This window comes from Belliella pelovolcani (genome assembly GCF_900156785.1).
Taxonomy (GTDB): domain Bacteria; phylum Bacteroidota; class Bacteroidia; order Cytophagales; family Cyclobacteriaceae; genus Belliella; species Belliella pelovolcani.
Genome location: NZ_FTOP01000006.1, coordinates 162,222 through 187,434, shown reverse-complemented (window position 1 = coordinate 187,434; position 25,213 = coordinate 162,222). Strand labels below are relative to the sequence as shown.

23 protein-coding genes are annotated in these 25,213 nt (G+C 38.2%); 13 read left to right on the top strand and 10 right to left on the bottom strand.

Annotation, left to right across the window (positions count from 1 at the left end):
- Positions 1-95: 95 nt before the first annotated feature.
- Complete coding sequence (locus tag BW935_RS08935; RefSeq protein ID WP_139325522.1) at positions 96-503, bottom strand: hypothetical protein; 408 nt, start codon at positions 501-503, stop codon at positions 96-98.
- A 270-nt stretch (positions 504-773) separates the two neighbouring features.
- Here BW935_RS08935 and BW935_RS08930 point away from each other — a divergent pair, with 270 nt between their 5' ends.
- Both BW935_RS08930 and BW935_RS08925 read left to right on the top strand, forming a co-directional pair.
- Entirely contained in the window at positions 774-2,081 is a 1,308-nt protein-coding gene (locus BW935_RS08930) for an aminotransferase class I/II-fold pyridoxal phosphate-dependent enzyme (RefSeq protein ID WP_217695358.1), read from the top strand.
- Positions 2,062-2,664 (top strand): TetR/AcrR family transcriptional regulator, encoded by a 603-nt coding sequence (locus BW935_RS08925; RefSeq protein WP_076500708.1) that lies wholly within the window; start codon positions 2,062-2,064, stop codon positions 2,662-2,664. Before BW935_RS08930 ends, BW935_RS08925 begins: the two co-directional genes overlap by 20 nt.
- Before the next feature lie 178 nt (positions 2,665-2,842).
- On the opposite strand, the gene BW935_RS08920 is transcribed toward BW935_RS08925, so the two are convergent.
- A complete protein-coding gene (locus BW935_RS08920; protein WP_076500703.1) occupies positions 2,843-3,796 on the bottom strand; it encodes an NAD-dependent epimerase/dehydratase family protein in 954 nt (317 codons plus the stop codon).
- A 148-nt stretch (positions 3,797-3,944) separates the two neighbouring features.
- Here BW935_RS08920 and kbl point away from each other — a divergent pair, with 148 nt between their 5' ends.
- Positions 3,945-5,141, top strand: a complete 1,197-nt coding sequence (gene kbl, locus BW935_RS08915) for a glycine C-acetyltransferase (RefSeq protein WP_076500701.1) — start codon at positions 3,945-3,947, stop codon at positions 5,139-5,141.
- 497 nt (positions 5,142-5,638) lie between these two features.
- Here the strand turns inward: kbl and cdaA are convergent, their stop codons facing one another.
- Together cdaA and folP are read right to left on the bottom strand one after the other, a co-directional pair.
- A complete protein-coding gene (cdaA, locus tag BW935_RS08905; RefSeq protein ID WP_076500697.1) occupies positions 5,639-6,514 on the bottom strand; it encodes a diadenylate cyclase CdaA in 876 nt (291 codons plus the stop codon).
- Positions 6,511-7,395: a dihydropteroate synthase gene (gene folP / locus BW935_RS08900; RefSeq protein WP_076500695.1), complete on the bottom strand. Its 885-nt coding sequence runs from the start codon at positions 7,393-7,395 to the stop codon at positions 6,511-6,513. The genes cdaA and folP overlap by 4 nt, the downstream gene beginning before the upstream one ends.
- Before the next feature lie 14 nt (positions 7,396-7,409).
- Between folP and BW935_RS08895 the strand changes: the two genes are divergently transcribed.
- The 3 genes from BW935_RS08895 to BW935_RS08885 all read left to right on the top strand — a co-directional run bounded on the left by BW935_RS08895 (position 7,410) and on the right by BW935_RS08885 (position 9,778).
- Entirely contained in the window at positions 7,410-7,955 is a 546-nt protein-coding gene (locus BW935_RS08895; protein WP_076500693.1) for a DUF1599 domain-containing protein, read from the top strand.
- Positions 7,948-9,045, top strand: a complete 1,098-nt coding sequence (locus BW935_RS08890) for a BT_3928 family protein (protein ID WP_076500691.1) — start codon at positions 7,948-7,950, stop codon at positions 9,043-9,045. The genes BW935_RS08895 and BW935_RS08890 overlap by 8 nt, the downstream gene beginning before the upstream one ends.
- A gap of 202 nt (positions 9,046-9,247) precedes the next feature.
- The gene (locus BW935_RS08885; protein ID WP_076500689.1) at positions 9,248-9,778 is read left to right on the top strand and encodes a shikimate kinase; all 531 of its coding nucleotides are present in this window, start codon (positions 9,248-9,250) and stop codon (positions 9,776-9,778) included.
- Here the strand turns inward: BW935_RS08885 and BW935_RS08880 are convergent.
- Positions 9,768-11,261 carry an OmpP1/FadL family transporter gene (locus tag BW935_RS08880; RefSeq protein ID WP_076500811.1) on the bottom strand — a complete coding sequence of 498 codons (1,494 nt, stop codon included), beginning with the start codon at positions 11,259-11,261 and terminating at the stop codon, positions 9,768-9,770. The two genes, BW935_RS08885 and BW935_RS08880, sit on opposite strands and share 11 nt — an antisense overlap.
- A 168-nt stretch (positions 11,262-11,429) precedes the next feature.
- Positions 11,430-12,815 carry a hypothetical protein gene (locus tag BW935_RS08875; RefSeq protein WP_076500809.1) on the bottom strand — a complete coding sequence of 462 codons (1,386 nt, stop codon included), beginning with the start codon at positions 12,813-12,815 and terminating at the stop codon, positions 11,430-11,432.
- Positions 12,816-12,944: 129 nt separating this feature from the next.
- Between BW935_RS08875 and proS the strand changes: the two genes are divergently transcribed.
- The 3 genes from proS (at position 12,945) to floA (ending at position 16,371) form a co-directional block, all read left to right on the top strand.
- The gene (proS, locus tag BW935_RS08870) at positions 12,945-14,426 is read left to right on the top strand and encodes a proline--tRNA ligase (RefSeq protein WP_076500687.1); all 1,482 of its coding nucleotides are present in this window, start codon (positions 12,945-12,947) and stop codon (positions 14,424-14,426) included.
- Between the two features lie 466 nt (positions 14,427-14,892).
- Complete coding sequence (locus tag BW935_RS08865; RefSeq protein ID WP_076500685.1) at positions 14,893-15,354, top strand: NfeD family protein; 462 nt, start codon at positions 14,893-14,895, stop codon at positions 15,352-15,354.
- 3 nt (positions 15,355-15,357) lie between these two features.
- Positions 15,358-16,371, top strand: coding sequence for a flotillin-like protein FloA (gene floA, locus BW935_RS08860; protein WP_076500683.1), 1,014 nt, complete (start codon positions 15,358-15,360; stop codon positions 16,369-16,371).
- A gap of 87 nt (positions 16,372-16,458) precedes the next feature.
- On the opposite strand, the gene ftsH is transcribed toward floA, so the two are convergent.
- Both ftsH and rsfS read right to left on the bottom strand, forming a co-directional pair.
- On the bottom strand, positions 16,459-18,504 hold the full coding sequence (gene ftsH, locus BW935_RS08855) for an ATP-dependent zinc metalloprotease FtsH (RefSeq protein ID WP_076500681.1): 2,046 nt from the start codon (positions 18,502-18,504) through the stop codon (positions 16,459-16,461).
- 70 nt (positions 18,505-18,574) lie between these two features.
- Positions 18,575-18,922, bottom strand: coding sequence for a ribosome silencing factor (gene rsfS, locus BW935_RS08850; protein WP_076500679.1), 348 nt, complete (start codon positions 18,920-18,922; stop codon positions 18,575-18,577).
- Between the two features lie 87 nt (positions 18,923-19,009).
- Between rsfS and BW935_RS08845 the strand changes: the two genes are divergently transcribed.
- Together BW935_RS08845 and ahcY are read left to right on the top strand one after the other, a co-directional pair.
- Positions 19,010-19,765 (top strand): biotin--[acetyl-CoA-carboxylase] ligase, encoded by a 756-nt coding sequence (locus tag BW935_RS08845; protein ID WP_076500677.1) that lies wholly within the window; start codon positions 19,010-19,012, stop codon positions 19,763-19,765.
- A gap of 79 nt (positions 19,766-19,844) precedes the next feature.
- Positions 19,845-21,164, top strand: a complete 1,320-nt coding sequence (gene ahcY / locus BW935_RS08840; protein WP_076500676.1) for an adenosylhomocysteinase — start codon at positions 19,845-19,847, stop codon at positions 21,162-21,164.
- Between the two features lie 51 nt (positions 21,165-21,215).
- On the opposite strand, the gene BW935_RS08835 is transcribed toward ahcY, so the two are convergent.
- Positions 21,216-22,025 carry an SRPBCC family protein gene (locus tag BW935_RS08835; RefSeq protein WP_076500807.1) on the bottom strand — a complete coding sequence of 270 codons (810 nt, stop codon included), beginning with the start codon at positions 22,023-22,025 and terminating at the stop codon, positions 21,216-21,218.
- Positions 22,026-22,147: 122 nt separating this feature from the next.
- Here BW935_RS08835 and BW935_RS08830 point away from each other — a divergent pair, with 122 nt between their 5' ends.
- Positions 22,148-23,020, top strand: a complete 873-nt coding sequence (locus BW935_RS08830; protein WP_076500674.1) for an SDR family oxidoreductase — start codon at positions 22,148-22,150, stop codon at positions 23,018-23,020.
- Between the two features lie 91 nt (positions 23,021-23,111).
- On the opposite strand, the gene BW935_RS08825 is transcribed toward BW935_RS08830, so the two are convergent.
- Positions 23,112-24,071, bottom strand: coding sequence for a sodium-dependent bicarbonate transport family permease (locus BW935_RS08825; RefSeq protein ID WP_076500673.1), 960 nt, complete (start codon positions 24,069-24,071; stop codon positions 23,112-23,114).
- Positions 24,072-24,300: 229 nt separating this feature from the next.
- On the opposite strand from BW935_RS08825, the gene BW935_RS08820 reads away from it, so the two are divergent.
- Entirely contained in the window at positions 24,301-25,209 is a 909-nt protein-coding gene (locus BW935_RS08820; protein WP_076500671.1) for a LysR substrate-binding domain-containing protein, read from the top strand.
- Positions 25,210-25,213: the final 4 nt, after the last annotated feature.

The following is a 25,213-nucleotide window of genomic DNA, read 5'->3' as shown; positions in this document are numbered from 1 at the left end:
CCCCATTTCTTTTCCTTTTCTCATCATTTCCCCCGCTAAACAGTTAAGTAATTAAACATTGTAATTCCCTGAAAATATAAATGCACATCAACACATTATAAAAAATACGAAAGACTCCTTCCGTTTTTATCTGCCTTGATAATATTATTGTTTTTCAAGTAACTCAGTCTAACTGAAATAGAATTTTCCAACTTACTGATATCTGATTTGGGTTCTAATTGCTGAATCTTTTGGATGATTTCAGATTTATCTCCCTTCCCCATTTCTTTAAGTGCAAACAAGATTTTCTTGTCTAATTTTAATTTGGATGAATAATGGTCTGGAATTGATCCTTCTTGTAAACTATCAATAGACTTTGGGATTGAGTTGAAATCAACCCCAGTCATAGCATTTAGCGCTACGTCTAGTTTCTCTAACTCCTGTATTAAGGCTTCCCTTTTTGTTTTTAGAAACCTAATTATCTCTTCTTCAGATATATTATCCATGTTTTTAATCCAGTTCATTTAGTTAAGCAAATTTATGGATTATATTTTAATTTTTTTAATATTTAAAAAAAAATGAACTTTTTAAAGTCATCCTTTTTATTTGTGTTTAATTATTTGATTCAATATTATTTCATAGTTTCAAGGAATTAAAATAATGTATTATTAATTGTCAATTTTTAATATATTATTTCTTAAATGATGAATTTATGTAATTAATGTTTTTAAAATTATCTAAATCAAAATATTTGTTAAGTTTCAGTAAAATAAATATTTGTTAATATTTTCTTTTTGGGTAAAAAATATTTTATTATACGTAAAAAAAGTATGATTGATTTTAATAATGCAAGTTTTAAGGATTTTGAAAACATTGAATCCAAAACAATTGACTACAAAGCAAATCATTTTTCTGATTACTTAGATCATTTACATAGCCAAGGAAAACTCAACTATAGACTAACTTCATTCGATGGCTGTAAGTCAGAAATAAATATTCAAATACCATATTTCAAGAAAAATCTAAATGTTATTAGCTTCGTCTCAAATGACTATTTGGGTTTGACTCAGAATGAAGAAGTAAAGCAAGCTGTAATTGATGCTATTACTAAATTTGGTACTGGTTCTGCTGCTTCACCTGCAATTGGTGGGCACTTTATATATCACGAGGAATTGGAAAAAAAGTTATCTTTATTTTTCAAAGGAGAAGATACTATTCTTTTTAATACAGGATATACAGCTAATAGCAGTACTTTTCAAGCTTTATTGAATAAAGAAGATATAGCAATACTCGACATGGCAGTTCATGCAAGCATTTATGAAGGTTGTCAATTAACTAATGTGAAGACATTCCTTCATAACAATATGGAAATGCTTGAAAGAGTTTTAAGTTCTGTTCAATATAAATATCGAACTAAAATGATTATAGTAGACGGTGTTTATTCTCAAGATGGCGATATAGCGAAATTAGACGAAATTATCATTCTTGCAAAAAAATACGGAGCGATGATCGCAGTTGATGATGCTCATGGGATTGGTGTGGTAGGTAAAACTGGGAGAGGTGTTGTTGAAATATTTGATGCTTTTGATAAAATTGATTTATTTGTAGGTACATTAAGCAAGGCGATTGGAAATTTAGGAGGCTTTGTTGTAGGGAAGAAAAATGTTATTAGATACCTCAAGTTTCAAGCAAAACAACATTTATTTTCTACTACTTCTACACCAGCAATTGCTGGAGCCCTAAAGGCGTTAGAAATTATTGAAAACAATACTTTATATAAAGATGTTTTATGGAGTAACATAAATTACTTTAAGAAAAATTTGACACAAAATGGATTTGATATAGGTTCTCCCTCTTCAGCTGTAATACCAGTGAAGATTGGGGATATTAATAATACATTAATAGTAGGTAAGTTACTTTTGGAAAGAGGAATACATGCTAATCCAATAATGTATCCAGCGGTGGCAAAAAAAGATGCAAGAATTAGATTCAATCTGACTGCAAATCACTCCCCAACTCAATTAGATAAAGTGATATCTGCACTGAATGAAATAAATCAAATAATTCCAATTAAAAAAATAAATGACCGAGTTAAGTATTAAAGACAAAAAATTATTCTCATCAATTGAAGAATTATTTTTAAAAAAGGGCCATGCTGCCCTTGGAATTAATGCCATTTCCAAGAAGTCAGGGGTGGACAAGTCTTACATTTATAGAAAGTACGAAACATTTGAAAACTTACTAGAAGCTTATTTTATCCACAAAGATTATTGGTCTGCAAGAGTAAGTGCGGTCAATGATGCCATCTCAAATGATGCTCCTTTTTCCTTAAGGCAAATCATTGACTATTATTTGCATACACAATTTGATACGGTTTTGAAGGACCATCAATTCCAAAAATTAATGCTTTGGAGTGTGTCTGAAGAGCATGAATTAATGAAGTCATTCATTGAAAAGCGAGAACAAGTAGGGGAGAAACTCTTTGAGGCGCTTCAATCAGAAATGCTGGAAACAGAAGTTGATTTTCGTGCCATCTCAGCAATCAATGTGGCCGCATTGTATTATCTAGGCCTGCATGCAGCTTCCAATAATGGAACATTTTGTGGCTTAGACTTATCCACTGCCCAAGATCAACAAAAAATAAAAGACGCCATCTCCTTTATTAATAAAAAGTTTCTAAAATAAATAAAGCCCCATTTGAGGCTTTATTTATTTTCCAAAAGCTATTTCCTTTAACCAATTGGTTCAAGTCTATAGACTTGGACCTTAAATCTTGCAGTTTTCAAACTACTTACTACTTTTTGAGATTTTTCATGTAGCACCCTTTTCCCTTTAATCTTTTCCCTTTCCCCTAATTTTTCCCTCAAAAATTCACCATATACTCTGGCAAATTCGCCAAAATATCTGCTGTCATTTTTTTCAGATCATAATCATGCTTCCAGCCCCAGTCTGCTCTAGCACTACTATCATCAATGCTATCTGGCCAGCTATCAGCGATGGCTTGCCTAAAGTCAGGTTCGTAGGAAATTGAAAAATCAGGATAATGTACTTTGATGCTTTCAAATATCTCTCGCGGAGTAAAACTGATCGCTGCTAAATTATAGCTGGATCGGATTTTTACTTGCTCTCTGGGTGCATGCATCAAGTCCATTGTTGCCTTGATCGCATCAGGCATATACATCATTGGCAGAGCACTATCAGCCCTCAAAAAAGACACAAAATGCTCACCAGCAATGGCTTTATGGTAAATATCCACGGCATAATCAGTAGTGCCTCCCCCGGGAAGTGACTTGTATCCAATCAAGCCTGGATACCGCAAACTTCGCACATCTACACCAAACTTTTGAAAGTAGTACTCACACCATCTTTCCCCGGCTTGCTTAGATATACCATAGACAGTATTCGGTTCTTTGACACAATATTGAGGTGTATTGACCTTAGGTGTATTCGGCCCAAATACAGCAATAGAAGAAGGCCAATAGATCTTCTCCATCTTGAATTCTTTGGCTAACTCTAAGACAAACAAAAGACTATCCATATTCAGCTGCCAAGCAAACAGCGGATTCTTTTCTCCCGTCGCAGAAAGTACAGCTGCTAGATGATAGACCTGTTTTACATTTTCTGTTTTGACCAATTGCCTGACAGCATCCTGATTCATGATGTCTAAGACTGCTGTCTTACAAAAATCAAACTTCTCTAAGGCTTTCGGGTTGATATCAGTAGCGATCACATGGTCGCCACCATACTGCTGAGACAGCGCAAGTGTCAGCTCTGAACCCAACTGTCCAGCTGCACCAATGATAAGAATTCTCTCCATTTTAAAACTTTCAATCTATTAGGTTTCCTAGACCCTCTAGCTTTTGATATATTTGGGTATTGATTGAGGCAAAAATAAGGATTTCAGTTGAGGATTTTTATTTTAATGCGTTTGAATTGATTTTACAATACAAAAAATAAATAAAAAGATGTTTGATACATTGAAACCCAAATTAGAAAAAGAGTTAAAGGAAATTCAAGAAGCAGGTCTTTTCAAAAAAGAACGCATCATCACTTCCCCACAAGCCGCAGAAATCACCATTGCTGGAGGTCAGAAAGTGCTAAATTTCTGTGCCAATAATTACCTTGGCCTATCCGCTCACCCACAAGTCATCGGGGCAGCCAAAGCAGCCATCGATAGTCATGGCTTTGGATTATCTTCTGTGAGATTTATCTGTGGTACACAAGATATCCACAAAGAACTGGAAGAGAAAATATCTAAGTTTTTAGGAACAGAAGATACCATCCTCTATGCGGCAGCTTTTGATGCCAATGGCGGTGTATTTGAGCCAATCCTTGGTCCAGAAGATGCCATCATCTCAGATGCTTTGAATCATGCATCTATCATTGATGGAGTGAGATTATGTAAAGCCATGCGCTTCCGATACCAACATAATGATATGGCTGACCTCGAAAAGCAACTTCAGGATGCTGATGCCCAAGGTGCGAAAAATAAAATCATTGTGACTGATGGTGTCTTCTCCATGGACGGTACCATCGCCCAATTAGATAAGATCGTAGCCTTGGCAGAAAAATATCATGCACTAGTCATGTCTGATGAATGTCACTCCACCGGATTCATGGGTAAAACAGGTAGAGGAGTTCATGAACTTAAAGGAGTAATGGGCAAGATAGACATCATCACAGGTACATTAGGGAAAGCATTAGGCGGTGCATCTGGTGGTTTTACCTCTGGTAGAAAAGAGATTATCGAAATCCTCAGACAACGTTCCAGACCATATTTGTTTTCCAATACATTAGCACCATCCATTACAGGTGCCTCTATCGCGGTTTTTGATTTACTTTCTGAGACTACAGAGCTGAGAGATCGATTGGAAGAAAACACCAAATACTTCAGAGCCAAAATGACTGAAGCAGGATTTGATATCAAGCCAGGAGAACACCCGATTGTACCCATCATGTTATACGATGCAGTCTTGTCTCAAAAAATGGCTGAGAAGCTATTAGAAAAAGGAGTCTATGTGATCGGATTCTACTATCCAGTAGTACCAAAAGGTCAAGCGAGAATCCGAGTACAAATATCGGCAGCACACGAAAAAGCCCATCTCGACCAAGCCATCAATGCTTTCATTGAAGCAGGCAAAGAACTAGGTGTGATTTCTTAGTGGTTAGACACAAAAAGTAAGGCTCTTGATTGAAAATCTTGAAAGCTTGATTGATACAGATAAAGTTAAGCTTTGGTTAACAAAAAAGTCAAAGGGATTAATCCCTTTGACTTTTTTATTAAAACAAATGAATGACCTTTTTATTTTAGAAGCCATCCCACTTTCTATGAAGCTTATCTTTTTTTTAAATCTTCCAATTTTCCAATCTTCCAATCCCTCTTCCCAAATCAACTGATAACTCAATAACTCAATAACTCAATAACTTAATAACTCAATCCCTACCCCCTCAATTCATCTAAAGAAATAAATCTGTGAAATCAGCGAAATCTGCGCGAGCCCCCAATCTTCTAATTTTCCAATCTTTCAATCCCTCTTCCCAAATCAACTGATAACTCAATAACTCAATAACTTAATAACTCAATCCCTAGCCCCTCAATTCATCCAAAGAAATAAATCTGTGAAATCAGCGAAATCTGCGCGAGCCCCCAATCTTCCTATCAAGAGGCACTAGAAGTAGACCTGTTACTCTTTGACCTGTTTCTTTCGTAGACAGTTACTGGTTCAAATTTATCGTCAATATCCACCCCCGTCAAATAATCATTGATAAACTCACGTACTTCTTGGAAAGAAAGATTATGCAAGATTTTACCATTTCTAGCGAGTGAAATCTGCCCCGTCTCTTCCGAAACAATCAATACAAGCGTATCCGTTGCCTCAGACATGCCTATCGCAGCCCTATGTCTAAGCCCAAACTGCGCCGGAACATCCCGCTCTGTCACAGGAAGAATACAACGTGCCGCCTTCACTTTACCATTGTAAATAATAACTGCCCCATCATGTAAAGGGCTATATTTATTGAAAATTGAAATCAAAAGCCTTTTGGACACCAGTGCATCCATCAAATCCCCACTTTCAGCATAGAACTTTAATTCTGAATTCCTCGAAATCACCATTAAGGCTCCCATATTTGTTCCCGACAAAGACTTGGCAGCATCAATGATTGGATTGATATTGAATGCCTGTGTTTCTCTTTTCCTCCAAAAAAGTAGTTCTTGAAGAACATTTTCATTGGACAATATAGAAGAGCGACCAATGATCAAAAGAAATTTTCTAATTTCAGGGGCAAAGATAATGATGGCGGCAATGACACCCACCCCCATAAATTGCCCCAAAATGATCGATAGTAGCTCCATTTTCAAAGCGCTAACCATCAAGTAAATCAAGTATATGGATAGGAACCCTAAGAAAATCTTGATTGCTACACTACCTCTTAGGAGTTTGTACACTTGGTACAAGAGCATACTCACCAGTGTGATATCAATGATATTCACAATGGAGATTTCTAAAAATCCTATTTTGAAAAGTAAGTTCAAGGGTAGAGTTGTTTGAATAAGGTTACAGTTTCTTTGGCTTCTTTGACATCATGCACACGCAGTATTTGAGCGCCATGCATCAGGGCTGCCATATGCAAGGCAGTAGTTCCATTGAGCGCTTCGCCAGGATTTATTTCTAATTTTTTGTAGATCATTGACTTTCTAGATACTCCGATAAGCAGTGGAGCTTGGATAGTCTTAAAATAGCTTAAATTCCTCAATATCCAATAATTCTGCTCCATTGTTTTTGCAAAACCAAATCCAGGATCCAATATCACATCATTAATGCCAGCTTTTTTGCATTCGTTCATTTTTTCAGAGAAATATTTCATCATCTCCAAAAGAATGTCATCATAGGCAGTCTGATTTTGCATATTCTGAGGCGTTCCTTTCATATGCATGGCGATATAAGGGACTTGTAACTTCCCTACAGTTTCGATCATGTCAGGATCCAATGTGCCAGCTGAGATATCATTTACGAAATCTGCACCACATTGGACGGCAGACGAAGCAATCTTGGACTGAAATGTGTCAATGGAAACCTTCGCTTCAGGAAATTCACGTTTGATCGCTGTTATGGCAGGGAGCACGCGTGACATTTCCTCGTCAAGACTTACTTCATTGGCTCCAGGCCGGCTACTGTATCCACCGATATCTAGTAAATCTGCTCCTGATACCAGCATTTTTTCTGCCTGATGCAAGATTAAAGCTTCGTCCTGAGACACCCTGCTGCCTTCATAAAATGAATCTGGCGTGATATTCATGATGCCCATCACCCAAGGTCTATCCAATAAAAATAGCTTTCCTTTACTCCGAAGTGTTATTTTTGGGGGAAATAATTTATCTTCGATTTCTGAAGAAGAAGAGAATAAGTTGTCCATTAAATCAAACTGCCTTGAAAACGCAAACCGTCAGCGAATATAATCAAGTTATTGCCCTTTGTAAAGAACTTTTTAAGAAGAAAACAATTGATTATGGCACTGCCTGGAGAATACTAAGGCTCCCTTCTATCACAGACCAGATTTTCATCAAAGCCCAACGCATCAGGTCTATCCAAGATAAAGGCAATCAGAAAGTCAATGACCCCATTTCTGACGAATTTGTAGGTATCATCAACTACTGCTTGATAGCCTTGATCCAAATTTCTATGCTAGAGGATGAAAGGTTGGAATTAAGCTATGAAGAACTTGAACCGCTTTACGACCAATGGGTCAATGCTACAAGAGGCCTTTTGGAAAATAAAAACCATGACTATGGTGAGGCTTGGAGAGACATGAGAGTTTCTTCTATGACTGACATTATCTTGATGAAACTTTATCGAGTGAAGCAAATTGAAGATAACCAAGGACAAACCATCGTCTCTGAGGGTATTGAAGCCAACTACCAAGACATGATCAACTATGCAGTTTTCTGCCTTATCAAATTAGGATACCATGCTTAAAGACGCAATACTATACATCATCCGCTTACTCGTAGGTGGATTGTTCATCTTTTCAGGACTAATCAAGGTCAATGATCCTGTTGGTACAGCGATCAAGCTCGAAGAATACTTTGATGTGTTTTCCTATGACATCGCTGGGTTTTTTACCGTATTTAAGCCTTGGGCTTTGGAGATAGGCGTAGTCATGGTGGTGGCTGAAGTGGTTTTGGGAATCATGCTGATTCTTGGGCACAAACTCAAATTCACCGTTTGGGCATTAGGCTTGATGATCCTTTTCTTCACCTTTCTGACATTCTATTCAGCCTACTTCAATAAAGTGACAGACTGCGGATGTTTTGGAGATGCCATCAAACTGACCCCTTGGGAGTCATTCTACAAGGATATAGTTCTCTTAGTAATGATCGGGATTCTTTTTGTTTTCCGGAATCAACTCAAAAACAACACACAAACATGGGCGGCCTGGTCAGTCAGGATTTCATTGGTTTTATCACTAGCTTTAGCGATTACAGCAATTAGAAATCTTCCCTTTATAGACTTCAGAGCTTACAAAGAAGGTGTGAATATCCCAACTAACATGCAACCTTCCGCACCCTTGGAATACAGTTACATCATGACAAAAAATGGAGAAGAATTCATTTTTGATCAATATCCTACCGAAGGTGATTATGAATTTGTGGATATGAAGCTCAAAAATGAAGATGCCTTACCAAAGATCTCTGACTTTGCTGTATGGAATGATGAAGGTGACTTTACAGAGGAAATACTTATTGGGAAAAAAGCAGTGATCCTTGTAACCAATCTCTCTAAAATCAACACCGATTACTTGGAGGAATTTGATCAAATTATTGCTGGACTTACTGCATCAGAAATAGAAGTTGTATTTGTAGCAGCTTCTTCACAGCAGGAGATCAACAGCTTCTTGAATGCTCGAAATTGGAACCTGATAGGTTACCAAGCAGATGCTACTGTAGTGAAAACAATCATGCGCTCTAATCCAGGACTGATGCTACTCAATGAAGGGACTGTTTTGAAAAAATATCATTTCAGAAACACCCCATCTCCTGAGACCATAAAATCTTTCTATAAGTAAAATGATTAGTCACTTTCTTAACAGTAAGAATTAAAATTAGTGTTGAAATGTTTCGCAGCATTCTTGACTATGGTCTGCGCATACTACACAATGCTGTTGACTGTCGTCAGATGTCCGTCGAAGGTTTCTATAATAATAGTATTAACCCCCCCCTATATCAAATTTAAATTACCTTCATCTTTAACCCTCTCCTCTTATCAAAATGAGATTACCGCTCAAAATAGTCTTGGTTGGAATGCCTGGTTCAGGCAAATCTACTTTTGGGAGACAGTTAGCCAGAGAACTCAATTTTGTATTCATTGATTTGGACCACCATATCGAAAAAGAAGAGGGGAGATTGATCAAAGATATTTTTGCTGAAGATGGAGAAGGTAAATTCAGAGAGCTTGAGACCAAGTATCTGGCAGAAGTTTTGGAAAATGTGGAGGGTTTTGTGCTATCCACAGGTGGAGGTACACCTTGCTTCAATGACAATATGGAGCTGATCAATGAAAAGGGAATAGCCGTATTTCTGGATGTGCCTTTGGAAACAATTCATAGAAGACTGACCAAAGACTCAGCAAGTCAGCGCCCCATGTTTTTTGGTATGAGTGCAGGAGAAATCACCCTTAAGCTCAAAGATTTGGTAGCAGTCAGAGGGCCATATTACGAGCAGGCAAAAATAAAGCTCAGTGGTGAGGATCCCTCCACTGAGCTTTTGATGTCTGAGCTGATGACTTTACTTAGAAATTAAATCCTACTGTCACCATTCCTTGGGTCATGTTATTTCTGATTTCACTGAATGGTCCCACATTCTGATTAGCACTATTGATGATAGCGTAAGAATTATAAAGATTGTCTGATTTTGAATTGATCAAAGCAAAGTCAATATACATTCTACTCAATCTAACACCTACACCACCTGTAATACGCTGCATACTTCTATCAAAAGAGGTGTCTGTGGTGGGATCGCCATAATAAGCATAACCCGCCCTCATTCTCCAAATATCAAATCTATATTCACCACCTACGCGGTAATTGAAAGTAGAACCTAAAAATGTCGTAAAATCTCTATTGTCAAACGAGGTGTCAAAATCTCTGGAATTGATTCTGTTTTGACTGTAGTCCACATAGTCAATATCTGCTGTGATAAATCCACTTTTCCCCACAAAGAATGTACCTCCAGCACTCAATAAGAGAGGAGTGCTCAACGTAGTCGTATTTATTTCAACATTGCTGAATTCCCTTTCTGTAAATGTCAATTGCCCATTTTCATTAAAGAATTCACCAATGATATTGGCATCTACTTCTTTATTAAGTCTATACCAAGTTGGGCTTTTGAAGTTCAATCCAAGGTTTACTGTTTCAATTGGCTTGTAAATGACACCTAAATTGATACTTGCTCCAAATCCATTGATTCTCGTATTATCTTCTATGGAATAGATAAGGGATCTTACATTATTTCCATCCAAGAACTCCTCTCCATATACCCTGTTTTGAAAGAAATTTACAGAATGTATGCCTAAGCCACCACCGACAAACAATTTGTTTTCGAAATTGGCACCATAGGAAAATGAGGTTTGTGTTATACCACCTTCAGTAATGATAGTTTCATCAGCAAACGGTTGTCCAAAGACATACTCAGGGTCTTTGAAATAACCAGTCCCCGGATTACCTTGCACCAATTCAATATCTAAAACCAAGCCATCAGAAGCCCCAATAGGTGGCTCTCCAAAAGCAGTGTATTGATTGATGTAAAAATCAAGCAGAGAGTTTTGATTTCTTATATCCGAAAAGTAACCAAACTGGTTATTGAAATCTGCGATTCTGTTGAAGCTAACGCCAAATGTCCCCCCTCTGAATGAACCTGGTTGAAGTTCTCCTTTGGGTTTGGCAATGACCAAACTTAGGTTAGGAAGTGAAAAGTTCGGCGTTCTATCGTCCTGTAACTGGCCTAGAAAATTGGTCTGAGCATTATTCACGGCAAAGGATGGGGTAATGGAGAACTCCGATCTCCTAAAGAAACCTAAACCTGCGGCATTGCTATGGATATTTGAAATATCTCCACCTAGAGACATTTGAGCGCCACCGAGGGCATTTATTCTAGCTGACCCTGTAGACCTGAATTGACTGAAAAGCTGGGCATCATCGAGAAAACTAGTTTGCGCATTTACATGATTAAGACTAAAAGCTGAAACTACAGCCCCACCTATCAATAATTTTTTGAGAAATGTCATAGAAATTATTTTGGTTGATTTTTCAAGCATCTTACAAAGATGATGCTTAACACTTCTTAATTAACGCAAGAATAGAAAAAAAGATAATATTCATCAGAAAAATCTTTAATAATAAAAAAACACCCAAGTCAAATAACTTGGGTGTTTGAATATATAAGAGATAGTTTTTTAATTTCCTCTTCCGCCTCTAGAACCGCCAGAGCTTACTGCCCCACCGCCTCCTCGGCTACCACCTACACTACCACCGCCAATACTTCCTCCAGAACTTCTGCTCGGAGGACTATAAGTACTTCTTGATGGAGTAGTCGTTCTCGCAGGCTGCGAATAAGTACTTCTACTTGGAGCAGTTCTAGTATTATATGAAGGGCTAGCACTTCTGTTGTAACTTGGTGATGAAGATCTTGTAGGTGTAGTTCCCATAGTAGATCTTGTATTTCTATTTGGAGCTACCGTTCTGTAAGAAGGTGCTGCACTTGAACTTCCAACTCTGTTAGATCCTCTATCCATTACTGCAGAACCAGTGTTTCTTGAAGATGGTATAGCAGATCTTGAGCTGGTATTTGTAGCAGTTCTGCTTCTTGAATTGGTATAATAATCGTTTTGAGAAGAACTGAAATCAGTCCTAGCATTTCTTGTTGAAGTCGTTACCTGTCTTCCAGAAGTGGCATCTCTTCTAGCAGCTGCTCTTGAGGTAGAAGGAGCAGTTGCCACATTTCCTCCTCTTGTTCCAGTAGAACCGATTGCTGACCCTCTTGTAGGTCTTGCGCCTCTGACGATTTGTCTGTTAGCAAATTCATTACCAGGTAAAATGTAGATTGGTCTTCCAAATCCACCACCCCAGCCCCAAGCGGGACCAAAGCCTCCCCAGCCGAATCTATTGAAACCCATACCTGGCCAGAAAGGATCGAAGAACGGATCATAGAATCCACCACCCCAGCCGAAGCCAGCTCTGCGCATCATCCATGGGTTGCCCCAACCGAATCCACCACCAAATCCAAGACCAATAGACAAGTTGAATCCTGGTCTGAATCCGAAGCCCATTCCTGGCATCATACCCATTCCAAAACCTGGACCCCAAAATGGATCCCACATGCCCATTCCCATGCCCCATGGTGAAAATCCACCCATCATCCATGGGCTCATAAATGGACCTCCAAAGGTATTGAAGTTACCTCCAGGATTGCTATAGTAGTTATTATATACGTTGATATTTGGATTGTTCTCTCCAGTCGCCTGTGCCTGATTGTCATCAAAATATACAGTCCCCTCTTCTGAAGTATTATTTTCGGCTTGATATCTGGCAATAAACTCAGGGTTTACATTTCTAGCAGAGAAATTCTCCTGCTCAAATGTCGCTGAGTTTGTTTCAGATAAGGGTCTAAAGTTCTGAGGATTGTTGTTGCTTACAGCGAATTCCGTTGCAATTCTTGCATCAGAAGCCATAAAGTAGAGGTCATCAGTTTCACCCCTCATGGCATTGTAACTCGTGCTGCATGATGTCAATGCGATCATGGCAGAAGCTCCAAGCGTTAAGAATGTGTGTAATCGTTTCATTTTCTTGTTGTTTACTATCTCTAACACTATTATACGTGTCATATCTAAGAGGGTTATTATTTTTGAAGTATATTTGCCCTCCTCAATTAGAGGTGAAATATAACTAGAAATTCTATATCAACAAATATCATGAGCAAAGGATTGCCTAAAAGAAGTGAAGACTACTCTTTGTGGTACAACGAATTAGTGAAAAGGGCAGATCTAGCAGAGAACTCTGCTGTCAGAGGTTGCATGGTGATCAAACCATACGGCTATTCTATTTGGGAAAAGATGCAAGCTGAGCTAGACAGGATGTTCAAAGAGACAGGTCATAGCAATGCTTATTTTCCACTTTTTATCCCAAAGTCCTTCCTCTCAAAAGAGGCTAGTCACGTTGAGGGCTTTGCAAAAGAATGTGCTGTAGTGACCCATTACCGCCTCAAAAATTCCGAAGATGGTAAAAGCGTCATTGTAGATCCCGAAGCAAAATTAGAGGAGGAATTGATCGTGAGACCTACTTCTGAGACTGTGATTTGGAGTACTTACAAAAACTGGATCCAATCTTACAGAGACCTACCTTTACTCGTCAATCAATGGGCTAATGTGGTTCGTTGGGAAATGAGAACAAGGTTGTTTTTAAGAACTACTGAGTTCTTATGGCAAGAAGGTCACACTGCGCATGCTACTAAACAAGAAGCGGTTGATGAAACAGTACAAATGCTCAATGTATACGCCACCTTTGCAGAGCAGTTCATGGCTATGCCAGTGGTCAAAGGAGTGAAAAGTGCCAATGAAAGATTTGCTGGAGCTGAAGATACTTATTGTATTGAGGCTTTGATGCAAGATGGAAAAGCACTCCAAGCTGGAACATCCCATTTCTTAGGTCAAAATTTCGCCAAAGCTTTTGATGTCAAATTCGCTTCTAAAGAAGGCGGTCTAGAGTACGTTTGGGGAACTTCTTGGGGCGTTAGTACTAGATTAATGGGCGCTTTAATCATGGCGCATTCTGATGATAATGGCTTAGTGCTTCCTCCAAAATTGGCTCCTATTCAAGTAGTGATTGTACCGATCTATAAGTCAGATGAAGAATTAGATAAGATTGAAGCAAAGGCGAAAGAAATCATGGCTAAATTAAAAGTCAAAGGCATTTCTGTGCATTTTGATCATAGGGATACTCATAAGCCAGGATGGAAATTTGCTGAATATGAACTCAAAGGTGTGCCATTGAGAATTGCGATGGGGCCAAGGGATTTAGAAAATAACACCATAGAAGTCGCTAGAAGAGATACATTGACCAAAGAAACCGTCAATCTCAGCGAAATAGAAATAGACGCCTATGTGGAAGGGATGCTGGATACCATTCAGACAACGATCTATCAAAAAGCGTTTGATTTTAGAGCACATATGACAACAGAAGTAAATTCTTGGGATGAGTTTGTAGATGTTTTAGAAAATAAAACGGGTTTTGTATCAGCTCATTGGGATGGAACCTCTGAGACTGAGGAAAAGATCAAAGAGCTTACTAAGGCTACAATAAGATGTATTCCTTTAGATCAAAAAGTAGAAAATGGAGCCTGTGTTCTGACTGGAAAGCCTTCAAACGGGAGGGTGCTTTTTGCAAGAGCATATTAAGCATCCACATTACTAACGAGATATATCCACTTTCATTTCAGCAACTATTTGCAATACTCTTTGCGACTTCATATAATTTTGACAGTCATCAGTCAATGATTTTTGCAAGCATTGAATTGTTAATAAATTTTACTGTCTCAATTAAGGATAATCAAATTAACCAAAAACCTCTTGAGCCTACTCCAGAGGTTTTTTTCTTTTCAATGATATCTATTTCCTCTTTCGCACTAGTAGCTAAATGGCATGTTGTTTTTCAGGAATAGATGTCCTGGTAACTAATCGACTAATAACTGATAACAAAAAGTAACTTGTCCGAGGTGAATCCAATCCCGAAGACTCGGGATCATACTTAAGCTAATTAGTTTTTTACAGAGTTACTGGCAAAGTTGTGTAAATCCTCAATCATATTTACGATCACGATACTTCGAATTTTACACTTTCTTCGTATTTTCAAAAAAAAATTAAAATGACTTGGTTTATTCTTATAGCCCTACTTGGGATTGGACTCACTTTGATATTGACGGAAATCCTCTTTGTACCTGGAACAACAATCATTGGGATTTTCGGGTTATTGGTATCAGCTGGCGGGGTTTATTATGGTTTTGTGAGTTTTGATACAGGAACTGCATGGGCAATTTTAACAGTTACTTTATTGCTGAATTTCTCTGCACTTGTTTACAGTTTTCGATCAGGAGTGTGGAATAAGTTTGCTTTGACAGACACCATGAAAAGTAGATCATTTGACAATCGCTTGGAAGGCTTGGAAATTGGGATCGAGGGGATAGCTGTTTCAGATATCAAACCAATCGGTAAAGCGGAGTTTTTAGATAAAATATATGAAGTAAAATCCGATTCAGGATTTATAAGAGTAGGAACGAAATTAATAATTACTAAATTGGAACATAATACGATCATTGTAAAAAGTTAAACTATGGACATGACTAATTCGGCATTCATTTTATTTTCAGCATTTGCCGCGCTGATACTCTTATTTGTGTTTTTGTACTTTGTTCCAGTCAATCTTTGGATCACTGCAATTTTCTCGAATGTAAAAGTAGGGATTGGTGAGTTGATTGGGATGAGAATCAGAAAGGTGCCACCAAGCATCATTGTCAACTCTTTGATTACAGCAACCAAAGCAGGTCTTGATTTGACTACCAATGATCTAGAGACGCACTATCTGGCTAGTGGGAATGTCCCGAATGTAATCAGAGCATTGATTTCGGCAGACAAAGCCAATATCAATTTGAGCTTCAAGCAGGCTACGGCCATTGACTTAGCAGGTAGAGATGTGTTTGAAGCAGTTCAGATATCTGTAAACCCCAAAGTCATCAATACACCAAATGTAGCCGCTGTGGCTGCTGATGGGATTCAGTTGATAGCCAAGGCAAGAGTCACTGTAAGAGCTAATATCGCACAGTTGGTAGGCGGTGCTGGAGAAGAGACCATTCTAGCAAGAGTAGGTGAGGGGATTGTCACTTCTATAGGTTCTGCTCAGAATCATAAGAGTGTATTGGAAAATCCTGACAAAATATCTAAGCTAGTATTGGAAAGGGGATTGGATGCAGGTACAGCTTTTGAAATCTTATCTATTGATATTGCTGATATCGATGTTGGAACCAACATTGGAGCCAAATTACAGATTGATCAAGCTTCAGCTGATCTCAAAGTAGCAGAAGCTAGAGCAGAAGAAAGAAGAGCTATGGCAGTAGCCCTAGAACAAGAAATGAAAGCCAAATCAGTGGAAATGAGAGCCAAAGTTATCGAAGCTGAAGCAGATATTCCTAAAGCTATTTCAGAGGCATTTAGATCAGGGAACTTGGGGATCATGGACTATTACAGGATGGAAAACATCAAGTCTGATACGGATATGAGGTCAACTATCGCTGGAGATGATTCTGGTAGTTCTGATAGTTCCAAAGGAACAATAGGAGGTAAGAAATAGAAATTTAAAATACCATTTACTATTATTAACAAGAAAGACCTCGGTTCAAACCGAGGTCTTTTTTAAAAGCAAGCTAATTACCCTGCCTTAATCTTTATTCTCTCCAATTTGGGTTGGCTCTTCAACTGATTTTTCTGATTCAGCGGCAGCTTTTTCTGCAGCAGCTTTATCGTTTGCATCTACTTTTCTCGTGAAAGCTTCGTAAGTAGTTTCCCTACCGAAAGGTCTCTTACCGATCAATTTTTCTAAATCAGTCTGGAAAAGAATTTCTTTTTCAAGTAATTCCTTTGCCAATATTTCTAATTCAGGTTTTCTTTCAGTCAATAGTTTTTTTGTTCTATCATAAGCATCGGTGATAAGTTTTCTAACCTCTTCATCGATGGTCTCTGAAGTTTTCTCTGAATATGGTTTTGAGGTTCTAAATTCAGATGCTTTGCTATCATAGAAGGATACATTACCTATTTTGTCATTCATTCCATATATAGAAACAATTGAATAGGCCATTTTGGTGATTCTCTCAAGGTCTGATAGTGCACCGGTTGAGATTTTTCCAAAAACAATTTCCTCTGCTGCACGACCTCCCAAGGTCATACACATCTCGTCTATCAACTGCTCTGTTTGATACAAGAATTGTTCCTTTGGAAGGTATTGGGCATAGCCCAATGCAGCTACTCCTCTAGGCACGATGCTCACCTTTACCAATGGATCTGCATGCTCCAAGAACCAGCCAGCTACTGCATGCCCTGCTTCATGGTATGCTACAATTTTCTTCTCTTCCGGAGAGATGATTTTATTCTTCTTTTCCAATCCACCAATCACTCTATCGATAGCATCTTGGAAATCTTGCATATCTACTGCTTCTTTGTTTCTTCTAGCTGCTATCAATGCTGCTTCATTACAAACATTTGCAATCTCAGCTCCTGCAAACCCTGGAGTCTGAGCAGCTAATTTTTTGGCATCTACATCTGAAATAGTTTTGATCGGCTTCAGGTGAACTTTGAAAATGGCCTCACGTCCAACGATATCTGGTTTGTCAATGCTGATTTGTCTATCGAATCTTCCTGGTCTCAAGAGGGCAGAGTCTAATACATCTGGTCTATTCGTTGCAGCAAGTACAATTACTCCGGTATCAGTTCCAAAACCGTCCATTTCCACAAGGAGTGAGTTCAATGTATTTTCTCTCTCATCATTGGAGCCAGGCATTTGACCTTTACCTCTTGATCTACCGATGGCGTCAATCTCGTCAATGAATATGATACAGGGAGCTTTTTCTTTAGCTTGTTTGAATAGGTCTCTTACTCTTGCAGCACCTACACCGACAAACATCTCCACAAAATCAGAACCTGAAAGTGTAAAGAATGGTACACCAGCTTCACCAGCAACTGCTTTTGCTAGAAGCGTTTTACCGGTACCTGGAGGGCCAACCAATAACGCTCCTTTCGGGATTTTACCACCAAGCTTGGTGAACTTGGAGGGGTTCTTTAGAAATTCTACAATCTCTTGGATTTCTTCTTTTGCTTCATCTAAGCCAGCTACATTGTCAAATGTAATTTTAACCTTGTTCTCCGCATCAAATAGCTGCGCTTTAGATTTGCCAACATTAAATATTTGTCCTCCAGGACCACTTGGTCCCGCCATTCTGCGCATCATCACCCAGAAAAGCACAAATAAAAGTATCAAGAATCCGAAGCTGGAAAACCAACTTCCCCAAGATTCTTCATTTTTTACATTATAGCCAATCCTTTGGTTTTCAGGAACTTTAGCCTCAAGTTCTTCAAAGTCTGTTGCAAACTTCTCCGCACTTGCTACTTCAACAGAATAATGTGGTCCGGCAGGGTTAAAGAATGGACTATTACCTTCTAATTCTGATTTATATCTTTCGTTTTGTAAAGCAGATTCATTAAGCGTAATATCGACTCTATTTTGATTTCTGATAATCATTACCTTAGCCACATCGTTGGCTAAGTACATATCTTCAAATTTACTCTTGGTGATATTGATTACATTGTTTCGTTGCTGAAACCAAGTCACACCTATCAAAACAACTACTGCCGAAATGATCAACCAAAGTTGTAGATTTGGCTTTTGAGGTGTCTTAGGAATGAATTTTTTGTTTTTATTATTTTCGCTCATCGCTTGATATTTATTGCGGTATATAACTTCTGTAAAACGAAATCAGGGGTTGAAAGTTCAATTCTGATGATTAATCCAAGTAAGTGAATTTGGCATCTCCCCAGAGTTCTTCCAAACCAAAGAAACTTCTCTGATCTTTCAAAAAAACATGGGCAACAACATTAACATAATCTATTAGTACCCATTGATTATTGTTTTTGCCTTCCACACGCCATGGTTTTTCTTTGTTGCTCTTGATGACTTCTTCTTCTACGGCATCTGCAATTGCCTCTACTTGTGTATCTGAATTACCCGAACAAATCACAAAAAAATCTGTCATTGAATTTTTCACATCTCTTAGATCCATCACCACGATGTTGGAAGCCTTTTTTTCTTCCATTCCTTTTACAATAACTTTACTCAGCTCTTCTGCTGTCATATTTTTACTTTAATTTTACTGAATCTTTAATCGTGCCTCTTAGCAGTTTTTAAATATCTCTATTGGATTACAAATTAACTATTAAAAATGTATAAAATCCTTGCCAATACCTTATTTCTGGGGAAAGATGTTATTTATCTGCCAGACTGTCATTCGACCAATCAATTGGCCATGGAAATGCTCAAGGATAAAAAGGTGGCTGAAGGGAGTGTTGTCATCACTGATCATCAGACCAAAGGCAAAGGTCAAAGGGGGAACACTTGGGAAAGTCAGGAAGGCAAGAATCTTACTTTTTCAATCATTCTTATGCCAAGATTCCTTGATGCAATGGATCAATTTTACCTCAATATGGTAGTGTCTATATCGATTTTGGAGGCAATAGATGATATAATTGCGGGCTTGAAAGTCAAATGGCCCAATGATATTATCCATCAATATGATGGAAAGATTGCGGGGATTCTAATTGAAAATATAATTTCTCAAAGTAAAATTGAGTCCGCTGTGATTGGTATTGGGCTGAATGTCAATCAGCGATATTTCCAAACAGAGACTGCCACTTCTTTGTCAAATCTGTCAGGTTTTGATTTTGATAAGCACGCAATTTTCGAAAAGTTGATTCAAAAACTCGAGTTTCATTACTTAGAGTTAAAAAAAGGAAACCGAAAATCAATTAAAGATCAGTATCTCAAGAATATGTATAGGTACCATGAAATGGGAGATTTTGAGGATAAAGAAAAGTTTAAAGGGAAGATTTTGGGTGTCAAAGAGGATGGGAGGTTGATAATTGAGAAAGACACGGGTAGTCAGAACTATTATGCCTTCAAGGAGGTTAAATTCCTGTGATCTCCAAATTTTATTTTGAGTCAAAAATCTCTAATTTTGTGAGTTCTAATTTGAAAATCAATTCATTAAAATAAAAAACATGTCCGAAATTAAATCCGACAAATTCATCAAGTACAAGGTGAAAGACATTTCCCTGGCAGAATGGGGAAGAAAAGAAATTAAATTAGCTGAAGCAGAAATGCCAGGTTTGATGGCTTTGAGAGAAGAATACGGCGCTGCTCAGCCATTAAAAGGTGCTAGAATTGCAGGATGTCTTCACATGACTATCCAAACTGCTGTTTTGATAGAAACATTAGTAGCTCTTGGTGCTGAAGTTACTTGGTCGTCTTGTAATATTTTTTCTACTCAAGATCACGCAGCAGCGGCCATTGCGGCAGCAGGGATTTCAGTATATGCTTGGAAAGGTATGACTGCAGAAGAATTTGATTGGTGCATTGAGCAGACCATATTCTTTGGAGAGGAAAGACAGCCATTAAACATGATCTTAGATGATGGAGGAGACCTCACCAATATGGTATTGGATAATTATCCAGAATTGGTTGCCGGAATTAAAGGCTTATCAGAAGAGACCACTACTGGAGTACATAGATTGTATGAAAGAATGAAAAAAGGTACGCTTCCAATGCCTGCAATCAACGTGAATGATTCTGTAACTAAGTCAAAATTTGACAACAAATATGGTTGTAAAGAATCATTGGTAGATGCAATCAGAAGAGCTACTGATGTAATGATGGCTGGAAAAGTTGCTGTTGTCGCTGGTTATGGTGATGTAGGGAAAGGTTCAGCAGCTTCTTTGAGAGGTGCGGGAGCAAGAGTGATTGTCACTGAAATCGACCCAATTTGTGCACTTCAAGCTGCTATGGATGGTTTTGCAGTGAAGAAAATGGTAGATGCAGTCAAAGAAGCTGATATCGTGGTGACTGCTACAGGAAATAAAGACATCATATCTGAGCCTCACTTCAGAGCGATGAAAGATAAAACCATTGTATGTAATATCGGTCACTTTGATAACGAGATCGATATGGCATGGTTAAACAAAAACTATGGCAATACCAAAGATGTCATTAAACCTCAAGTAGATCTTTACAATGTAGATGGCAAAGAAATCATCGTGTTGGCAGAAGGTAGATTGGTGAACTTGGGTTGTGCTACAGGACACCCATCATTTGTAATGTCTAATTCATTTACCAATCAGACTTTGGCACAATTGGAACTTTGGACCAATACAGATCAATATGAGCCAGGAGTATATGTACTTCCTAAGCATTTGGATGAAAAAGTGGCAGCTTTGCACCTTTCTAAATTAGGAGTAGAATTGGATACCCTGTCTGCTGATCAAGCTGAATATATAGGTGTGACCCCAGAAGGTCCATTCAAACCGGAGTATTATAGATACTAAAAAGTATGAATCTAAGAGATTAAAAAAAGCTGGGCATTTGCCCAGCTTTTTTTAATAACTAAAACTCAGTAACCTCCCATCAGAAAGCTGAATAGCAACTTTGGTGTTACATATGTCTTCAATGCTAAGTGTCAATCTGTGTGCAAGAGACCTGTCTGATGTTCTGAAGATTTCCCATACTTCCTCTCCGGCTCTAGCAATTACAAAGCCTTCATCGAGACAGTTGATTACATATTGCCTAGGAGCTATTTGAGTCATTCTAAGTGGTCTTCCTGTGAGATTTCTACCTGATAGATTGCCACTGCTGGTAAAGGATTGAATTCGATTATCCACTTTCAAAAGTTGATGTTCATAGTTTCCTGTGATTTTTGTGCTATTATCAAACTGATCTAAAATGACCAAGTCTTCAAAGGATTCCATCCAGCTGTTTTGATTATCCCCATTGGAAAAAGAATCAAATACGCGCTCTCCTTGTATTTTGAAGTCATTGACTTGGTAGTCTTCATACCTGAGTAAAACTCTTCGATCCCTTAGGTTAAAGGAGAAAAAGTCTAAATTAATCACTCCAGTTCTTCTCACCTTTTGGCTTGGACAATTCGGATCATTGGAAAAAGTTAGTTTGACTTTTTGTTCAAACTCAGATATTTCTATCAACGGACATCCAGGTAATGTATCTGTTAGCGCCTGATGGTATTCTTCAAAGCTATAAAAAGCATATCGTAAACCCTCTTCCAAAGCAAGAGATGTTCGGAATAGCTCTCTACCTTCTACTTGTAAATCTGTAGTAATTGCTCTTTCTACATCATTGGAACATGATACTAATATTGAAGCAAGGGAGAGAAGAAAAATCGGTTTTTTCATGGGATAGATTTGTACTGCGAATTTAAGGTCTTTAGGATATAAAAAAAATGATGCCAAAAGGCGAGTGCTTTCTTTCTTTTGCTTGAAGTAATTGATATATTAAATCTTTTAAAAGAAGAAATATGAGCTATACAGAAGGAATGTTAAAAGAAGGTGCCCTAAAGGGCAAAACTATAGTCGTGACTGGAGGAGGAACAGGACTTGGTAAATCCATGGGCTTGTACTTTCTGAAGCTTGGTGCAAACCTTGTGATCACTTCAAGAAAACTAGACGTCTTGCAAGAGACGGCCAAGGAAATGGAAAGAGAAACAGGCGGTAAGGTCTTGGCAGTGGCATGTGATGTGAGGGATATTGAGCAAGTAGAAACTATGTTTGATGAAGCAGATGCCTTGTTTGGTAAAGTGGATGGCGTGCTCAATAATGCGGCAGGTAACTTTATCAGCCCTACTGAACGCTTATCAACCAATGCATTTAATACAGTCATCGATATTGTGTTGAAAGGTACTGCCAACGTAACCATGGTAGCTGGCAAAAGGTGGATTGCAGCAAAGCAACCTGGCACATTTTTGAATATTGTGACTACTTATGCATGGACTGGTTCAGGCTATGTAGTGCCAAGTGCAGCAGCCAAAGCAGGCGTTCTTGCCATGACCAGGTCACTTGCCGTAGAGTGGGCCAAATATAAAATAAGATCCAATGCCATTGCACCAGGTCCTTTTCCAACTGAAGGTGCATGGAGTAGGCTTTTACCAGGTGATTTGGTGAAGAAATTTGACCCAGCCAAGAAAGTACCTGTAGGAAGGGTAGGTGAGCATCAAGAATTAGCGAATTTGGCTGCCTACCTGATGTCTGATTATTCAGCTTATGTCAATGGCGAAGTGGTGACGATTGACGGAGGTGAGTGGCTTCAAGGTGCAGGTGAATTCAATAATTTAGAAGCAATTCCTCAGGAAATGTGGGATATGCTGGAGGCCTCAAGGGAAAAAAAGCAATAAGCCCCAAGCTACTTTGGGGCTATCTGAAAGCAAAATGGAAAATCAGAAACTTGTAAAAAAAATCAGCCTTTTGGCTGATTTTTTTATGTTCTTAAAGGCCTGCGATAATATAATAAATAGGGAAGCCTACTGTGATATTGATCGGGAATGTCACTGCTAAAGCCATCGGTAGAAAGAGTCCTGGATTAGCTTTTGGCACTGCAATCTTCATCGCAGCAGGGACTGCAATATAAGATGCTGAAGCTGCTAATATCGCTAGCATAAAACGATCTCCGGTATTGTCTGTGATCACTTGACTTAGCAAGGCAGTTAAGGAGCCGTTGATCAAAGGAATGACAATGGCAAATACAACCAGGGATTTTCCAGAATCTAAGAATGCCTTGAGTTTTTTACCACTGGAAATTCCCATATCAAGTAAGAAAATAGCCAAAAACCCTTTGAAAATATCAGTAGTAAAAGGTTTGATCCCTTCTGCTTCATGATCATTTGCAAGGAAACCAATCAAAAGGCTACCCAGAATCATGACTACTGAGCCATTGGTGAATGCATGACTTACAACTTTTTTGAGTTTTACTTCTAGAACATTTGAAGCGCCATATACTTTGATCAGCAGCATGCCAATGATGATTGCAGGCGCTTCCATCAGAGCCATGATGGCCACCATGTAGCCACTGAAGGCTATGTCCTGAATCTCTAGAAAAGTAACAGCTGTCACGAATGTCACTGCACTGACAGAACCATAAGCCGCGGCAATCGCTCCTGCATTTTCAACCCCAACTTTTTTCCTAATGATGAAGAAAGTGTATAGAGGAATTGCGGAGGCTATAAAAATCCCAAACAGCACAGCCCATATAATTGTCAATTCGAATTCACTATGTGCGAGTTCCTGACCTCCCTTGAAACCAATTGAGAAAAGCAAATAAAGTGAGATAAACTTAGAGGAATTTGGAGGAATTTCTAAGTCGCTTTTAAGCCTCACAGCGATGATCCCTAAAATGAAAAATAATAATGCCGGGTTGGTTAGATTATCTATTAATAGTTGAAAATTCATCTTTTTTGGTTGGTGAACTAGGTTTGAATATAGAGATTAAAATTATCAAAGTTATACATGGGAACAAAAAAACGTATTTATTGAAAATGAATGGGTATAAACTGTCATTTTATTTATTCTCCAAATGTTCGATTTTTATAACCTCTTTAAAATTTTCTCGTTGCAAATGTGAAGTGTTTTATACATTGATTTTTATTTATAATTTTAATAACAAACATAAACTAATGTTATGAATTATACCCTACATCAATTGATGATCTTTTTGAAGATCACGGAGACAAGTAGCATCACCAAGGCTGCTGAGGAATTGCATTTAACTCAGCCTGCTGTTTCTATTCAGTTGAGAAATCTTCAAGATCAGTTTGAAATTCCTCTGACCGAGGTAGTTGGGAGGAAGTTGATTGTGACGGACTTTGGATGGGAAATTGCTGCTGCTGCTGAAAAGATCATCGAAGAGGTACAAGGAATCAATTATAAAACTGCTGCTTTTAAAGGTTTGATGTCTGGGAAGTTGAAAATTTCTGTAGTTTCTACAGGGAAGTATGTGATGCCATATTTTTTATCAGGCTTTCTAAAACAGCACCCAGAAGTTGATCTCAAATTGGATGTGACCAATAAGGCTAAAGTACTAGAAAGTTTATCAACAAATGAAGTTGATTTTGCTTTGGTATCTAAAATGCCAGAGACAATAAATGTGGAGGGAATTGAATTGATGCCAAATCAACTTTGCCTCGTAGGGAACAAAGATTTTGAGTTATCAAAAAAGCTTTATGATGAAGGTGTTTTTGAAGAAATCACCTTGATTTATAGAGAGGAGGGTTCTGGTACTAGGCTCTACATGGAGAGATATTTGAATGAAAAGAAGGTCTCGGTTAGAAAAAAAATCGTTCTTACATCAAATGAAGCGGTAAAACAAGCGGTCCTTGCAGGGATGGGATGCTCAATTATGCCTTTGATAGGTATCAAAAATGAATTGAAAGCTGGATCGCTAAAGATTATTCCAGTAAAAGATCTTCCAATCGAAACACAATGGAATTTAATCTATTTAAAAGGACGGAAGTTCTCTCCAGTTGGAAAACTCTATTTAGATTACTTAGAGCAGCATAAGGATGAATTGATCAGGGAAAATTTCTCTTGAAAAA

What these genes read in the sequence shown, in the direction of transcription:
- BW935_RS08935 (WP_139325522.1), bottom strand. Translation starts at nt 503, where the DNA reads ATGAACTGGATTAAAAACATGGATAATATATCTGAAGAAGAGATAATT.
- BW935_RS08925 (WP_076500708.1), top strand. Translation starts at nt 2,062, where the DNA reads ATGACCGAGTTAAGTATTAAAGACAAAAAATTATTCTCATCAATTGAA.
- BW935_RS08920 (WP_076500703.1), bottom strand. Translation starts at nt 3,796, where the DNA reads ATGGAGAGAATTCTTATCATTGGTGCAGCTGGACAGTTGGGTTCAGAG.
- kbl (WP_076500701.1), top strand. Translation starts at nt 3,945, where the DNA reads ATGTTTGATACATTGAAACCCAAATTAGAAAAAGAGTTAAAGGAAATT.
- folP (WP_076500695.1), bottom strand. Translation starts at nt 7,395, where the DNA reads ATGGACAACTTATTCTCTTCTTCTTCAGAAATCGAAGATAAATTATTT.
- BW935_RS08890 (WP_076500691.1), top strand. Translation starts at nt 7,948, where the DNA reads ATGCTTAAAGACGCAATACTATACATCATCCGCTTACTCGTAGGTGGA.
- BW935_RS08885 (WP_076500689.1), top strand. Translation starts at nt 9,248, where the DNA reads ATGAGATTACCGCTCAAAATAGTCTTGGTTGGAATGCCTGGTTCAGGC.
- BW935_RS08880 (WP_076500811.1), bottom strand. Translation starts at nt 11,261, where the DNA reads ATGACATTTCTCAAAAAATTATTGATAGGTGGGGCTGTAGTTTCAGCT.
- BW935_RS08875 (WP_076500809.1), bottom strand. Translation starts at nt 12,815, where the DNA reads ATGAAACGATTACACACATTCTTAACGCTTGGAGCTTCTGCCATGATC.
- proS (WP_076500687.1), top strand. Translation starts at nt 12,945, where the DNA reads ATGAGCAAAGGATTGCCTAAAAGAAGTGAAGACTACTCTTTGTGGTAC.
- BW935_RS08865 (WP_076500685.1), top strand. Translation starts at nt 14,893, where the DNA reads ATGACTTGGTTTATTCTTATAGCCCTACTTGGGATTGGACTCACTTTG.
- floA (WP_076500683.1), top strand. Translation starts at nt 15,358, where the DNA reads ATGGACATGACTAATTCGGCATTCATTTTATTTTCAGCATTTGCCGCG.
- ftsH (WP_076500681.1), bottom strand. Translation starts at nt 18,504, where the DNA reads ATGAGCGAAAATAATAAAAACAAAAAATTCATTCCTAAGACACCTCAA.
- rsfS (WP_076500679.1), bottom strand. Translation starts at nt 18,922, where the DNA reads ATGACAGCAGAAGAGCTGAGTAAAGTTATTGTAAAAGGAATGGAAGAA.
- BW935_RS08845 (WP_076500677.1), top strand. Translation starts at nt 19,010, where the DNA reads ATGTATAAAATCCTTGCCAATACCTTATTTCTGGGGAAAGATGTTATT.
- ahcY (WP_076500676.1), top strand. Translation starts at nt 19,845, where the DNA reads ATGTCCGAAATTAAATCCGACAAATTCATCAAGTACAAGGTGAAAGAC.
- BW935_RS08835 (WP_076500807.1), bottom strand. Translation starts at nt 22,025, where the DNA reads ATGAAAAAACCGATTTTTCTTCTCTCCCTTGCTTCAATATTAGTATCA.
- BW935_RS08830 (WP_076500674.1), top strand. Translation starts at nt 22,148, where the DNA reads ATGAGCTATACAGAAGGAATGTTAAAAGAAGGTGCCCTAAAGGGCAAA.
- BW935_RS08825 (WP_076500673.1), bottom strand. Translation starts at nt 24,071, where the DNA reads ATGAATTTTCAACTATTAATAGATAATCTAACCAACCCGGCATTATTA.
- BW935_RS08820 (WP_076500671.1), top strand. Translation starts at nt 24,301, where the DNA reads ATGAATTATACCCTACATCAATTGATGATCTTTTTGAAGATCACGGAG.